Here is a 13,307-nt window from a genome sequence, read left to right as displayed (position 1 = left end):
CAAATCCAGAGGTCCTCATCCAACAGCCGTGGTCGATTGGTTTTCTCTGACGCGGCTTGTGCGTACCGCCGTTCACGACAGGGGCGGCGTCGCGGCCATCGAATTCGGCATCATGATCCCGTTGCTGTCCCTGATGGTCGTCTCGGTAACCGACATCGGACTCGCGCTCTATCGCAAGATGCAGGTCGAGAATGCCGCGCAGGCGGGAGCGCAATACGCCATCGTGCGCGGCTTTGACGAGACTGGCGTCACCAGCGCCGTAACAGCCGCCACGAATTCCACGGCCATCAATGCTTCGCCCAAGCCGTACCAGTTTTGCGGGTGCCCGACCAGTTCGGGGGTCAGCACCGTCAGTTGCGGTGCGGTCTGCCCCAGCGGCGCGCAGGCCGGAACATATGCCATGGTTTCGGCGCAAGGGACCTACTACACGCTGATCAATTATCAGATCGTGGCGGCCACCTACACCTATAGCGCCCAGTCCACTGCGAGGCTGCAGTGAAACTCACACCGCTATGGCGGGACAATCGAGGGGCCTCCGCGCTGGAATTCGCCCTGACCGCTCCCGTGTTCTTCCTGTTCATATTTGGCATCATCGAATTCGGACTGCTGTTCTGGACTCAGCTCGGGCTGCAGCACGGCACCGAAATGGCGGCGCGTTGCGCGACCGTCAACAGCACGCTCTGTCCAAGCGGCAGCGCCATCACGAATTACGCCGCACAGCAGGCGTTCGGCCTCACGCTCCCGGCGCAGACATTCACCTATTCCACGTCAGCCTGCGGCAACGTGGTCAGCGCGAGTTATGCATTTCAATTTGCGCAATTTCTCAATCTGTCCCCGGTGACGCTGACCGCCCGGGCATGCTTTCCGAGTTGAGCTCGTAACCCTAGTGTCCCGAATCCGAAGTTCGCATCATTTGCCGCACCTTCGGAGCGAACTTCGGATTCGATAAGGACACTAGCAAACTTATGATTCTAGTGTGCTTTATGAATGCGAAGTTCGTGAAAGTGGCTGCCGCGAAATCGCACGAACTTCGCATTCAGCACACTAGCCGGCCTTCCGGGCCGCCAGCGCGTCCGCGACTGCGGTGCGGATATCGGCCACCGAGAACGGTTTCGTCACCACGTCATGCACGATCGCCTCGAGGCCGGAGGCGCGTTCGCGCTGATGGGCGAAGCCGGTCATCAGCAGGATCTTCAGCGCAGGGAAGTCGCGCGCCGCGGTCAGCGCCAGTGCGATTCCGTCCATCACGGGCATCTGGATGTCGGTGAGCAGAAGGTCGAACGCGCCTTCGTCGCGCGTCAGCACCTCCAGCGCCTCGGCGCCGTCCTGCGCGGTCACGGTTTCGTGGCCGTCCATGGCGATTGCGCGCGCCACCAGCGAGCGCATCGAGTCTTCGTCGTCGGCGATCAGAACACGCGTCATGGTGATTGGTCGGTTCCCGATGGAGTTGGCCGGCGGCTCACGCGCGGCCGCCGGTGAGATCACGCTTGTTGAAGAAGCGTACGTCGATATTGCGGCCTTCGGGCGGCGGCGAGGCGAGGCGCGACTTGAAGAAGGCCCGCTCGCCGGGATTGAGCACCGGCTGCTCCAGCACGGCGTTCCAGGCATAGATTTCGGCGCCCTGGGCGTCGCGGACCGAGAAGCGCAGCCGAGGCAATTCGACCGGCTTCCTGGTCTGGCCGACGATCATGCCCTCGATCACCAGCACCGGCTTGCCGTCCACGGTCTCGTTGGTGATCTTGAGATCCTTGAAGGCGAGCCCGCGCAGATTCACGTCGAGCCCGGCCATCTTGTAGAACAACGCGGTCTGCGGCAGCAGCCGCACCACGTCGTTGCGCCAGACGAATAGCGCGATGATCAGCGCGGCCATGGCGCCGCAGGTGGTCGGCAGGGCTCCGATCACGGGCATGAACGGAATTCGGGGCAGGGCGGGCAGGCGGAACAGGCGGGGAAGCCGGGGCAGGCGGAAGCGGCCCCTGGTTCCCGCGTCCCCGGCGTCGGCATGGGCCGCGGCATCCGCCTCGGCCAGCGCCGGCCATTCCGTGGCGGCGTCGCTGCCCTCGGTGGGCAAATCGGCCGAAATCGAGGGGCTCTCGACCATCGGGGTCGCGTCAGCCTCCTCCGGGCCCATGGCCTCCCATTCGGCGGCGAGGTCGGACCCGGCGGACTGATAGGCCAGAGTGGGCGCGGTTGCCCCGATGGCGTCCTCCGGCCGGGCCAGCCAGACCTCCCGGCAGCGGGAACAACGGACGGTACGTCCGGCCTCGCCAAGGGTGGCCGGATTGATTGCGTAGGATGTTGTACAATGCGGGCAGACAATATGCATGGAGGCCGAATCTCCACCGTGTGGATGCCCGGATGCTACTTAGCGACCGTTAACGAATCGGAAACCATAACCGAAGCACAAGCTTTCTGTGCGGTTCGCGGGCGCTCGGCCGGGGTTCGGGCCGTCTTCGCCGTCGGTGTGGGGTATTGGGCCATCGGCCCTCTCGAACGGAGCTAGCGCATTGGTTCGGTTCGAAAATGTCGGTCTGCGCTACGGGCTCGGCCCGGAGATTTTGCGCGACCTCTCGTTCATGATCCCGGCGCACTCGTTCCAGTTCCTCACCGGGCCGTCGGGCGCGGGCAAGACCTCGCTGCTGCGGCTGTTGTTCCTGTCGTTGCGGCCGACCCGCGGGCTGGTCAATCTGTTCGGCAAGGACGTCTCGCTGCTGAGCAAGGATCAGGTCGCCGACCTGCGCAAGCGGATCGGCATCGTCCTGCAGGATTTTCGCCTGCTCGATCACATGACCACCTATGAGAACGTCGCGCTGCCGTTCCGCGTGATGGGCCGCGAGGAATCGAGCTATCGCCGCGAGGTGATCGATCTCTTGAAATGGGTCGGCCTCGGCGAGCGCATGGATGCGCTGCCGCCGATCCTGTCGGGCGGCGAGAAGCAGCGCGCCGCGATCGCGCGCGCGGTGATCTCGCGGCCGCAACTGCTGTTGGCGGACGAGCCGACCGGCAGCGTCGATCCGACGCTCGGGCGCCGCCTGCTGCGGCTGTTCATCGAGCTCAACAAGTCCGGCACCGCGGTCATCATCGCGACCCACGACATCACGCTCATGGATCAATACGAGGCGAGGCGGCTGGTGCTGCATCAGGGACGGCTGCACATCTATGAATAGGAGCGGCGACGAGAAAGTGTCGTTGGTCGATCTCGGGCGCGAACGCCCGCAGGTCCCGGCCACCGCGCGCAACATGTCGCCGATCGTGCCGCGCGCCTCGATCTCGGGCCGTGCGCTGGTCGCGGTCGTCGCGATCATGACCTTCCTCGCCTCGCTGACGACAGGCACCGTGCTGCTAGTCAGCGCGTCGGCCGCCGAATGGCAGTCGGAAGTGTCGAGCGAGATCACCATCCAGGTGCGCTCCTCGCCGGGCCGCGATCTCGATCGCGACGCGCAGGCCGCGGTGGAGGCGATGCGGGCGCAGCCCGGCATTCTCGAGGTCCGTCCGTTCAGCAAGGAGGAATCCGCCAAGCTGCTGGAGCCGTGGCTCGGCAGCGGGCTCTCGATCGAACGAACTGCCGGTGCCGCGCGTCATCGTGGCGCGGGTGCAGCCCGGCACCACGCTCGATCTCGCCGGCTTACGCGCGCGGGTGACGCAGGCGGCGCCGACCGCAAGCGTCGACGATCACCGCGCCTGGATCGAGCGCATGCGCTCGATGACCGGCGCCACGACGTTTGCCGGCGTCGGCATCCTCATCCTCGTGATCATCGCAACCATCATCTCGGTGTCGTTCGCGACCCGCGGCGCGATGGCCGCCAACCGCCCGATCGTCGAGGTGCTGCATTTCGTCGGCGCCGGCGACAGCTTCATCGCCAACCGCTTCCTGCGGCATTTCCTTCGGCTCGGCCTCGAAGGCGGGCTGATCGGCGGCGGCGCGGCGATGCTGGCGTTCGGCTTCTCCGAGTCGATCGCCAACTGGTTCTCCGGCACGCCGGTGGGTGACCAGTTCGCGGCCCTGCTCGGCACGTTCTCGCTGCGTCCGTCGGGCTATCTGGTGCTGGCGATGCAGGCGGTGCTGATCGCGGCGATCACCGCGTGGGCATCGCGCCGCACCCTGTTTGCCACGCTCGACGACATCGACTGACGGCGCCGCGAAAACTCGAAATCATGGCGCCGCCTCGTGTGATCGCATTTCGTCGCCCAAGTGTGATTTCGCGCGCGTGCACGCGGCACTGGTCCCGGGGAAAACCGGTTTCCACTTTTCCGGATCATGCTTTAAAATCCCCCCGGGGGAAGGATAACCGCATCACATGAGTTTGCAGTCCGACGATACGTCGCCGAATGGCTTTGCCGCGCGCCCGCGCGGCTGGCTGCGCGCCGTCATCGTCGCGCCGTTGGCGCTTGCCTTCGTCGCTGCGGCGGTCGGCTTTGTCGGCTTCCTCTCGCAATTGCGCGGCGTCGAGACCGACCCGCCGCAAAATGCCGACGGCATCGTGGTGCTGACCGGCGGCTCGTCGCGGGTGTCCGACGCCATGGAACTGTTGGCTGCCGGCTACGGCAAGCGTTTGCTGATCTCGGGCGTACATCCGACCAACGACGCCAGCGACATTTCCCGCTCTGTGCCGGACAGCAAGGGGCTGATGAGCTGCTGCGTCGATCTCGACCGCTCGGCGCTGAACACCCGCAGCAACGCGGCGGAGACGCGGCGCTGGGCGCGCGAGCGCGGCTTCAAGTCGCTGATCGTGGTGACCTCGAACTACCACATGCCGCGGGCGATCGTGGAACTGTCACATGCGATGCCCGACGTCACGCTGATCCCGTTCGCGGTGGTCGGTGACAAATGGCGCGACGAGCCGTGGTGGACGAGTGGCGCGACGTTCCGTCTCTTGCTATCGGAATACGCCAAATATGTCGCCGCGGAGATGCGGGTGCGGTTGGCCGGTCTCGGCCTCGACCTGACCTCCGATCTCGCCGAGCCGGCTGCCGCGCCGCGCCGCCCGGCGACGGCGCTGGCGAATTGATGTATCAGGCACCGTCATTCCGGGGCGATGCGCGGCATCGAACCCCAATTCGTAATTGCGAATTGTGGAATCTCGAGATTCCGGGTCTGGTGCTGACGCACCACCCCGGAATGACGGTGTAAAGGATAGTGTTGAGAGAATGACTTCAATCTTCCTGCGCTCGCTGATCTTCAACGTGCTGTTCTATCTCGTGCTGGTGGCGATCTGCATCATCGCGCTGCCGGCGCTGCTGCTGCCGCGGGGGGCGTTGATGGCGCTCGAAGCCGCGTGGGCCAACATCAGCCTGTTCCTGATGCGCGTGATCTGCAACATCAGGATCGAGTTTCGCGGGATCGAGAAGATTCCGAGCGGGCCGCTGGTGGTCGCCTCGAAGCACCAGTCGTTCTGGGAGACCTTCGCGCTGGTGCGCTTCTTCGAGCATCCGCTGTTCATCCTGAAGCGCGAGCTGATGATGATCCCGGTGTTCGGCTGGTACCTCAAGAAGGTCGGCATGATCTCGGTCGAGCGCGGCGGCGGCCCGCGCTCGCTGATCAAGACGCTGAAGCGCGCAGCGGCCGAGGTGAAGCTCGGCCGCCAACTTGTGATCTTTCCCGAGGGCACCCGCACCGCGCCCGGTGCCGCGCCGAACTACAAGGCCGGCGTCGCGCAGATCTATGCCGAGAGCGGCGTGCCGTGCCTGCCGATCGCGCTCAATTCCGGGCTGTTCTGGCCGCGCCGCACCTTCATGCGCTATCCCGGCACGCTGGTGGTCGAATTCCTCGATCCGCTGCCGCCGGGCCTGCCGCGCGATGAGTTCATGGCTCGCTTGCGCGACCAGATCGAAACCGCCACCACCCGCATCGTCGAGGCCGGCCGCGCCGAGCAGGCGAAATTGTTCGGCGGTGTGCCGGACGCGGCGAAAGGGTAGGGCGCAGCACAAGCCCTGGTGCGGTTGCTGCCGCGAATTTCGTGCCCGCGGTTTCGTCGGTCCCTTCAGAAATCGTCATGCCCGGGCTTGTCCCGGGCATCCACGTCTTTGGTTTGAAGCAAGACGTGGATGACCGGGCATAGGCAAGCCGAAGCGACGCCGTCCTTCGGACGGTTGTGCCCGGCCCGTGACGATGCGGTGAGTTACCGTATCGCGAATGGCGTCGCCACTACTGACCGGCCGCCGCGTCGGTGTTGAAGGTCTCGCCTTGCGGTACCCAACTCTTGCCGTCGAATGTTGCGATCTGCATCTGCGTGAACGGCGCATAGCGGTCCGGCCGCGTCGAGATGGCGATGCCGGGCAGCAGCAGCGGCGCGACCACCTTGTTGAGGTTGGTTGCCTGCTTCAGCAAATTCTCGCGCGTCAGATCATCGCCGCACATCTCGATGACCTTCACCGTCATATAGGCCGAGATGTAGCCGGTGACGTTGCTGCCGTCGGCGATGTCGCCTTGCGGATACCACTTCGCCAGGAATTCCTTGAACTCCTTCACGTCGGCGGCGTTCTCCCAGGTGGGATCGGTCGGCGTCTTGAACGCCAGCGCGGTCAATAATCCCTTCGAAGCCTCGATGCCGGCCGGCTCCATGACGCCCTTGATCGATGAGGAGACGCTGACCACGTAGTTCAGCGGTTTCCATCCGAGCTCGTAGACCTTGCGTATCGCCTGCGCGCCGAACTTGGGCGTCGCCATCGTGAACAGCGTGTCGGCGCCGGAGGCTTTCAGGGAGACGATCTGCGAATTGACCGTCGGATCGGAAACCTCGTAGGTCACTTCCTTCACGATCATCGTCTTCGCCTTGTCGCCGAGGCCATCCTTCAGCCCCTTGACGTAATCCTTTCCGGCATCGTCGTTCTGGGAGAACACGCCGAGCTTCGCGTCGGGCTTGTTCTTCAACAGATATTTGGCGAAGATCATGCCCTCCATCTGGTAGGGCGGATAAAGCTGGGTGGTCCACGGGAAGTTCTTCGGGTCGTCCCATTTTGCCGCGCCCGTCGAAATGAAGATCTGCGGGACCTTCTTTTGGTTCAGATATTTCTGGATCGCTGAATTCGTCGGCGTGCCGATGGTGCCGATGATCGCCAGCACCTCGTCCTGTTCGACGAGGCGTCGCGTTTGCTCCACGGTCTTCGGCGGCGAATAGGCGTCGTCCAGTGAAATGAGCTTGATCTTTCGGCCGTTGACGCCGCCCTTCGCGTTGATCATCGCGTAGTAGGCTTCTTCCATGCGCCCCTGGGTGCCGTAAGCGGACGCCGGGCCGCTATAGGGCATGGTCTGGCCGATCTTCACCTCGGTATCGGTGACGCCGGGGCCGTATTTCTTGTCGGCGAGGGCAGGTTGGGCGGCGGCGAGCATGAGCGCGCAGAACACTGCGCGCGAGTAACGAAACGTCATGGCGAATCTCCCCGAATATCGGCCACGCTCTTCGGCGTGTGCCGTAGACGCTCATGATCGCTGCTCCACCCTGCACGTCAAGTGCGACAGCTCGGCGCGCGGGTGCCGTCGTACCTCTGTCCGTCCGAGAGCGGTGAAGCAAGCGATGTCAGTGCGGAAAACTCACCGCATCACGAACGGGTTCGCCGGCACATCGGTTGCGGTCGAGATCCAGACGCTCTTGGTTTCCTGATATTCGCGGACCACGTCGATGCCGCTTTCGCGGCCGACGCCGGAGTGCTTCATGCCGCCGAACGGCATCATGGAGCTGGTCGCACTGATTTAGCCGCGCTTTCTTTGCCCTGCTTCAGGATGGCGTAGCGCGTCGACGACCACCTTGAATGCGGCCGAGTTCTGCCGGGATGTCGGGTAGTAGATAAAGTAGCCCTCGAACTTCGGCGACCAGTCGTCGAGCACCACGACGAGCTCGCCCGACTGGACATGTTGCGCCGCCATGTCCTCGGGAACGTAGGCGATGCCGAAGCCCTTCAGGGCGGCATCGATCATGGCGCGAGAGTCATTGAAGGTCACTTGCCCCTCGACGCGCGCCCGGAGTTCGGCGCCATTCTTGGCGAACTCCCACACGTAGTGACCACCCGCCGCCTGGCGTCGCTTGATGCAGATGTGCTTGATGAGATCTTTCGGATGCCTTGGTTTGGGGTGCTCTTTCAAATAGGTGGGAGAGGCGACCGCGACCAGCCGCCAGTCCGGGCCGATGCGCACCGCGACCATGTCTTTCTCCACGCTCTCACCGAGACGGATTCCAGCATCGAAGCCGTCCTTGACGATGTTGCGGAACCCGGTGTCGAGACTGAACTCGACCTTGATGTCAGGATATTTTTTGAGGACCGACGACAGCCTCGGCCAGACGGCCGTTTCCAGCGCATGGTCCGAGAGCGTGATCCGGATGGTGCCGGATGGCGTGTCGCGCAGCGACATCAGCGCCGCGATGTCACGCTCGATTTCCTCGATGCGCGGCGCCAGTGACTGCTGAAGACGCTCGCCCGCTTCGGTCAGACCGACGCTGCGCGTCGTGCGCGTGAGCAGCCGCAGGCCCATCTGGGATTCAAGGCGCTTGATCGTATGGCTGAGTGTCGACTGCACGATGCCCAGTTTCGCCGCGGCCTTGGTGAAGCTGCGCTCGCGGGCGACGGCAACGAAGGCCAGTAAGTCGTTGAAATCCCAGCTTGCCATGGGCGTCAGTATTCATGGTTCAGGTCGATTAATGCAAGCGAATTATGGCGGCTAATCGAACACTGTGGCGGGCCCTATGTGTTGCCGTGAACAGCGCCAAACTGGGCGCTTCTCTGAACATGGATGCCCGATGGACGCCACGATCAATCAAAAGACACCGCAGCCAATGGCCGCATGGAGCGCCGTCTTCGCGATGACGCTGTGCGCCTCGACCCTCATCGCGTCCGAGTGGATGCCGGTGAGCCTGCTCACGCCGATCGCAGCAGGCCTTGAGTTGACCGAAGGACAGGCCGGGCAAGCCATTTCCGTGTCCGGCTTCTTCGCCATCCTGACCAGTCTTTTCATCTCGGCCGCAACGCGTGGCGTCGACCGGCGCACCGTCTTGTTGTGGCTGACCAGTGTCATGCTGATCTCCGGCGTCGTTGTCGCGTTCGCGCCCAATTATACGGTCTTCATGGCAGGGCGCGCGCTTGTCGGGATGGTCGTCGGCGGATTCTGGTCGATGTCCGCCGCAACGATGATCCGCATCGTGCCGGGCAAGGACGTGCCGCGCGCGTTGGCGGTTCTCAATGGCGGCAACGCCCTCGCGACGACGATTGCCGCGCCGCTCGGCAGCTTTCTCGGTCAGTATATCGGCTGGCGCGGCGCGTTCTTTTGCGTGGTGCCGATCGCGGCGCTGACCTTGTTTTGGCAATTCGTCACGCTCCCCAGGATGCCGAGCCGTGAGCGGGCGAGTGCGGCAGCGGCATTCAAGGTGCTGCGCCGGCCTGGAGTTCCCTACGGCATGCTCGCAGCGGCGCTGTTTTTCCTCGGGCAGTTCGCACTTTTCACGTATTTACGGCCATTCTTCGAAACGGTAACGCGCGTCGATGTCACGACGATCTCGGCACTGTTGCTTGTGATGGGCGTCGCGGGTCTGATCGGCACTGCACTGATCGGTGTAGTCATCCGCGATCGCCTCTATACGTTCCTCGTATTGATGCCGTTCGCAATGGCCGTAATTGCCGTTGCCCTGATCGCGACGGGTTCGTCACTGGGCGCCACGGCGGCGCTGATGTTCCTGTGGGGCTTCATCGGCACGGCGGCGCCCGTTGGCTGGTGGACCTGGCTGAGCCAGGCCTTGCCCGATGACGCTGAAGCAGGCGGCGGGCTGATGGTCGCGGTAGTCCAGTTGGCCATCACGGCGGGTGCCGCGGGTGGTGGCGTTCTCTTCGACAGCAGCGGCTATCGTGCCACGTTCCTGTTCAGCGCCGTCATCCTTGCGCTCTCGTCGCTGGTGATTTTGGTCGGAGCGCTCCGTCGCAAGGCAGAGGTCAATTCGCGGTGCACGGCTTGTGCATCAGCAAGGCCAGCCGCGTGACGGTGCGTTTTGCGCGTGATCAGTACGGCAATCGCCGCAGGTGAAGGCTATCGTGCGATGGACGAGCGCCGCGCGATCAAGACGCTGCTGACCGTGTGACGGCAGCTATGGCGAATTCGATGACTGCGCAGACTTGGTGCACCTCTCCCCGCCGGGGAGAGGTGCTGAGCCCCCGTCACCGCATTACGAACGGGTTCGCCGGCACGTCCGTCGCGGTCGAGATCCAGACGCTCTTGGTCTCCTGATATTCGCGGACCGCGTCGATGCCGCTTTCGCGGCCGACGCCGGAGTGCTTCATGCCGCCGAACGGCATCATGTAGCTGATGGCCCGGTAGGTGTTCACCCACACGGTGCCGGCGCGCAGTTGCTTCGGCACGCGGATGGCGCGCGCGAGATCCTTGGTCCAGATGCCGGCGGCGAGGCCGTAGATCGTGTCGTTGGCGATCCGGATCGCATCCTCCTCGGTGTCGAAGGAGATAATCGACAGTACCGGCCCGAACACCTCCTCGCGCGCGATCCGCATGGTGTTGTCGACATCGGTGAAGATGGTCGGTTCGACGAACTGGCCGCCCTTGATGCCGTCGCCGGTGGCCGGCTTGCCGCCGAGCAGGCAGCGCGCGCCCTCGGCCTTGGCGATGTCGATATAGTCGAGCACCTTCTTGTACTGCGCCTGCGTCGTGATCGGGCCGACATTGGTGTCGGACTGCATGGGATCGCCGATCTTGGCGGACTTTGCCAGCTCCAGCACCCGCGCGACGAATTTCTCCTTGATCGAGCTCTGCACCAGAAGGCGCGATCCCGCGATGCAGGTCTGCCCCGTGGCGGCGAAGATGCCGGAGATCGCGCCGGCCGCGGCGGCGGTGAGGTCGGCGTCCTCGAACACGATGTTGGGCGACTTGCCGCCGAGCTCGAGCGAGACGCGCTTCAGGCTCTTGGCCGCGGTCGTAGACTTTCGCGCCGGTCGTATCCGATCCGGTGAAGGTGATCTTGGCGACGCCCGGATGGGCGATCAGCGCGGAGCCCGCCTCGGGACCGAAGCCGGTCACCACGTTGAAGATGCCGTCGGGAATTCCGGCCTCCTTGGTCAGCGCCGCGAATTCCAGTGTGCTGGCCGAGGTGAATTCCGACGGCTTGACGACCACGGCGCACCCGGCGGCGAGCGCGGCGGCGCATTTCCAGGCGACGAACAGCAACGGCGAATTCCATGCGGTCAGCGCCGCGACCACCCCGACCGGTTCATGGGTCGTGTAGGCGAAGGTGTCCGCCTTGTCGATCGGCACCAGGCCGCCCTCGAGCTTGTCGACGAGCCCGCCGAAATACCACCACCACTCCGGATGGTAGCGCAGCTGGCCGAGCATCTCGGCCATCAGCTTGCCGTTGTCGCGCACCTCGATCTCGGCAAGGCGCTCAGCATTGGCCGCGACGAGGTCGCCGAGCTTGCGCATCACCTTGCCGCGCGCGGAGGCTGTCATCATCGCCCAGGGGCCGCGCCACATCGCCTCATTGGCTGATTTCACCGCCTTGTCGGCGTCGGCGGCCGTGCCGCGCGGAATCTTCGCCCAGGCCTCGCCGCGATAGGGATCGATGCTGTCGAACCATTCGCCATTGGCGGGGTCGACATACTGGCCGTTGATGTAGAGCTGATAGGTTTTCATGACATCCTCCCGCAAGGCGATGGTTCTGGTTGGCGGAACGCTATCACTCATTGCGCGACGCCGTCATAACGCAGTCGCGTGAGCCGGGTTGCAGCCGGGGCGGGCCGCTATCAGCCATGCGGCGCGGCAAGCTCGGCCGCGATGATCGCGCCGAGCGCCATGTCGCTCTGTTGTCCGAAGCCATGATGCACGATGTTGCCGTCGCGGCCGATCAGGATGCTGGTCGGCGTTCCCTGCATGCCGTAGCGCTGCATGGTGACCGGGATCGGCGTGCCTTCGCCGGCCTCGTCGACGCCGATCGGGAAGGTCAGCCGGTACTCGTGGATGAAGGCTTCCAGCGACACCTCCGTCATCGCCGCGTGGTGCTCGAATACGGTGTGCAGCCCGATCACCTGCAGGTCCGAACGCTTGAACAGCTCGAACGCGCGCTGGGTCTGCGGCGTGCCGTGCGCGACGCAGCCGGGGCACAGCATCTGGAACGCGTGCAGCAGGACCGGCCGTCCGCGCAGCCCAGCCAGGGTTAGCGGCTCGCTGGTGTTGAACCAGCGCGACGCGGCGAGTTCAGGTGCGGGAGTCACAGATCAGTTCCTTGCGTCTGCCACCTCGCGGCAGGGTGGCAAGATCGGTGCGGGTCTGTCAACGACCGGCGAAGCATGACCCGGAAAGTGCGAAGCGGTTTTCCGGACCGCATGTCCTCTGCGGCCTCAAGCCCGCGCGGCATGCGTCGTCTCTTTCGTGATCGGCGGATCATTCGGACAGGGGCGGCTCACGCAAGGGGCGGATTTTCTTCGAGACGCTCGATCAACAATTCAGTGAGGGCACGTACCTTCCGTGAGGGGTGTTGGCCCGGCGGGCGAACGACGTATGCACCCGCCGAAGGTGGCGGATGGCGTGTCATCACCGGAACCAGCGCTCCGGATGCCAAGTATTGATGGATGACGCAATCGGGGAGCCAGGCGACGCCGAGCCCCGCTGCCGCGGCAACGGCGAGAGCTGTGCCGTTGTCGGCCTTGAAGCGTCCCCGCGGATGGACCGTGACGATTTCGTCGCCATCCATGAGTTGCCAGGTTTCGGTGCCCTGCATCAGCGCTTCATGGGCGATGAGTTCGTCCAGCGTCTCGGGGGCACCGTGCGCCTCAATATAGTCCGGGCTCGCGACAAGCTTCCCGTAGATCGGCCCGACGCGCTTCGCGATCAGGTCGGAGTCCTCGAGATAACCAACCCGGATAGCGCAATCAAATCCCTCGGCAATAAGATCGACGAAGCGATCGCTGTAGGCGGTGTAGATGTGAAGCTGCGGATAGCGTCGCGCCATTTCCGCGAGTATGGGGGCGAAGTGGGTAGGTCCGAAAGAAAGCGGCACAGCAATTCGCAAGCGGCCACTTAGTTCTCCGGCAGGCAGGATTGTTTCCTTGGCCGCATCGATTTCGGCGCGGACTCTGGCTGCATGATCTCGAAATGTGTTCCCGGCTTCTGTGAGAGCAGCGCCACGGGTGGTTCTTGCAAGGAGTTGGACGCCTAGTTCCACCTCAAGCCGGATCAGCCGCCGGCTGACGATCGACTTCGAAACGCCGAGCCGTCGCGCGGCGGCCGAGACGCCACCAGCATCGGCAACTTCGACGAATGCAATCACGTCTTCGATGTCCAACTCAGCGTTCCCCGTTTTGCGACACAGCTTGGCAGAATAGGG

General features: G+C 64.2%; 12 protein-coding genes and 3 pseudogenes. 7 read left to right on the top strand and 8 right to left on the bottom strand.

The genetic code is table 11. From position 1 onward, the window contains the following. Positions 1-58: 58 nt before the first annotated feature. Positions 59-499: a TadE/TadG family type IV pilus assembly protein gene (locus ACSKB9_RS19980; RefSeq protein ID WP_141340959.1), complete on the top strand. Its 441-nt coding sequence runs from the start codon at positions 59-61 to the stop codon at positions 497-499. Further along, positions 496-873, top strand: a complete 378-nt coding sequence (locus ACSKB9_RS19975) for a TadE/TadG family type IV pilus assembly protein (protein WP_225164603.1) — start codon at positions 496-498, stop codon at positions 871-873. Before ACSKB9_RS19980 ends, ACSKB9_RS19975 begins: the two co-directional genes overlap by 4 nt. 171 nt (positions 874-1,044) lie before the next feature. Here the strand turns inward: ACSKB9_RS19975 and ACSKB9_RS19970 are convergent, their stop codons facing one another. Both ACSKB9_RS19970 and ACSKB9_RS19965 read right to left on the bottom strand, forming a co-directional pair. Then, a complete protein-coding gene (locus ACSKB9_RS19970; protein WP_016845302.1) occupies positions 1,045-1,422 on the bottom strand; it encodes a response regulator in 378 nt (125 codons plus the stop codon). A 37-nt stretch (positions 1,423-1,459) separates the two neighbouring features. Beyond that, positions 1,460-2,326: an MJ0042-type zinc finger domain-containing protein gene (locus ACSKB9_RS19965; protein ID WP_438075179.1), complete on the bottom strand. Its 867-nt coding sequence runs from the start codon at positions 2,324-2,326 to the stop codon at positions 1,460-1,462. Positions 2,327-2,507: 181 nt separating this feature from the next. Here ACSKB9_RS19965 and ftsE point away from each other — a divergent pair, with 181 nt between their 5' ends. The 4 genes and pseudogenes from ftsE to ACSKB9_RS19945 all read left to right on the top strand — a co-directional run bounded on the left by ftsE (position 2,508) and on the right by ACSKB9_RS19945 (position 5,916). Next, a complete protein-coding gene (gene ftsE / locus ACSKB9_RS19960; RefSeq protein WP_016845305.1) occupies positions 2,508-3,167 on the top strand; it encodes a cell division ATP-binding protein FtsE in 660 nt (219 codons plus the stop codon). Next, positions 3,160-4,132, top strand: a pseudogene (locus tag ACSKB9_RS19955) (cell division protein FtsX). The gene ftsE and the pseudogene ACSKB9_RS19955 overlap by 8 nt, the downstream one beginning before the upstream one ends. A 166-nt stretch (positions 4,133-4,298) precedes the next feature. Beyond that, a complete protein-coding gene (locus ACSKB9_RS19950; protein WP_438075177.1) occupies positions 4,299-5,009 on the top strand; it encodes a YdcF family protein in 711 nt (236 codons plus the stop codon). Positions 5,010-5,148: 139 nt separating this feature from the next. Further along, entirely contained in the window at positions 5,149-5,916 is a 768-nt protein-coding gene (locus tag ACSKB9_RS19945; RefSeq protein ID WP_438075175.1) for a lysophospholipid acyltransferase family protein, read from the top strand. Positions 5,917-6,145: 229 nt separating this feature from the next. Here the strand turns inward: ACSKB9_RS19945 and ACSKB9_RS19940 are convergent, their stop codons facing one another. From ACSKB9_RS19940 to ACSKB9_RS19930, 3 genes and pseudogenes are all read right to left on the bottom strand, one after another. After that, the gene (locus ACSKB9_RS19940) at positions 6,146-7,369 is read right to left on the bottom strand and encodes an ABC transporter substrate-binding protein (RefSeq protein ID WP_438075173.1); all 1,224 of its coding nucleotides are present in this window, start codon (positions 7,367-7,369) and stop codon (positions 6,146-6,148) included. Between the two features lie 162 nt (positions 7,370-7,531). After that, a pseudogene (locus ACSKB9_RS19935) lies at positions 7,532-7,684 on the bottom strand (aldehyde dehydrogenase family protein); the annotation flags it as partial. Positions 7,685-7,690: 6 nt separating this feature from the next. Next, a complete protein-coding gene (locus tag ACSKB9_RS19930) occupies positions 7,691-8,602 on the bottom strand; it encodes a LysR family transcriptional regulator (RefSeq protein ID WP_438075171.1) in 912 nt (303 codons plus the stop codon). A gap of 130 nt (positions 8,603-8,732) precedes the next feature. On the opposite strand from ACSKB9_RS19930, the gene ACSKB9_RS19925 reads away from it, so the two are divergent. Further along, positions 8,733-9,962: an MFS transporter gene (locus ACSKB9_RS19925; RefSeq protein ID WP_438075169.1), complete on the top strand. Its 1,230-nt coding sequence runs from the start codon at positions 8,733-8,735 to the stop codon at positions 9,960-9,962. A gap of 175 nt (positions 9,963-10,137) precedes the next feature. Here the strand turns inward: ACSKB9_RS19925 and ACSKB9_RS19920 are convergent. From ACSKB9_RS19920 to ACSKB9_RS19910, 3 genes and pseudogenes are all read right to left on the bottom strand, one after another. Beyond that, positions 10,138-11,617, bottom strand: a pseudogene (locus tag ACSKB9_RS19920) (aldehyde dehydrogenase). A 110-nt stretch (positions 11,618-11,727) separates the two neighbouring features. Then, positions 11,728-12,195: a peroxiredoxin family protein gene (locus tag ACSKB9_RS19915; RefSeq protein WP_438075167.1), complete on the bottom strand. Its 468-nt coding sequence runs from the start codon at positions 12,193-12,195 to the stop codon at positions 11,728-11,730. Between the two features lie 188 nt (positions 12,196-12,383). Beyond that, positions 12,384-13,265, bottom strand: coding sequence for a LysR substrate-binding domain-containing protein (locus tag ACSKB9_RS19910; RefSeq protein ID WP_438075165.1), 882 nt, complete (start codon positions 13,263-13,265; stop codon positions 12,384-12,386). Positions 13,266-13,307: the final 42 nt, after the last annotated feature.

The sequence above is a fragment of the Bradyrhizobium sp. BR 1433 genome (genome assembly GCF_051547665.1).
GTDB classification, from domain to species: Bacteria; Pseudomonadota; Alphaproteobacteria; order Rhizobiales; family Xanthobacteraceae; genus Bradyrhizobium; species Bradyrhizobium australafricanum.
This window is presented reverse-complemented; position numbering and strand designations above follow the sequence as displayed.

Bases quoted from the DNA above. Each gene is read 5' to 3' on its own strand.
- ACSKB9_RS19970 (WP_016845302.1), bottom strand. From the start codon at position 1,422: ATGACGCGTGTTCTGATCGCCGACGACGAAGACTCGATGCGCTCGCTG.
- ACSKB9_RS19950 (WP_438075177.1), top strand. From the start codon at position 4,299: ATGAGTTTGCAGTCCGACGATACGTCGCCGAATGGCTTTGCCGCGCGC.
- ACSKB9_RS19945 (WP_438075175.1), top strand. From the start codon at position 5,149: ATGACTTCAATCTTCCTGCGCTCGCTGATCTTCAACGTGCTGTTCTAT.
- ACSKB9_RS19925 (WP_438075169.1), top strand. From the start codon at position 8,733: ATGGACGCCACGATCAATCAAAAGACACCGCAGCCAATGGCCGCATGG.
- ACSKB9_RS19965 (WP_438075179.1), bottom strand. From the start codon at position 2,326: ATGCATATTGTCTGCCCGCATTGTACAACATCCTACGCAATCAATCCG.
- ACSKB9_RS19940 (WP_438075173.1), bottom strand. From the start codon at position 7,369: ATGACGTTTCGTTACTCGCGCGCAGTGTTCTGCGCGCTCATGCTCGCC.
- ACSKB9_RS19930 (WP_438075171.1), bottom strand. From the start codon at position 8,602: ATGGCAAGCTGGGATTTCAACGACTTACTGGCCTTCGTTGCCGTCGCC.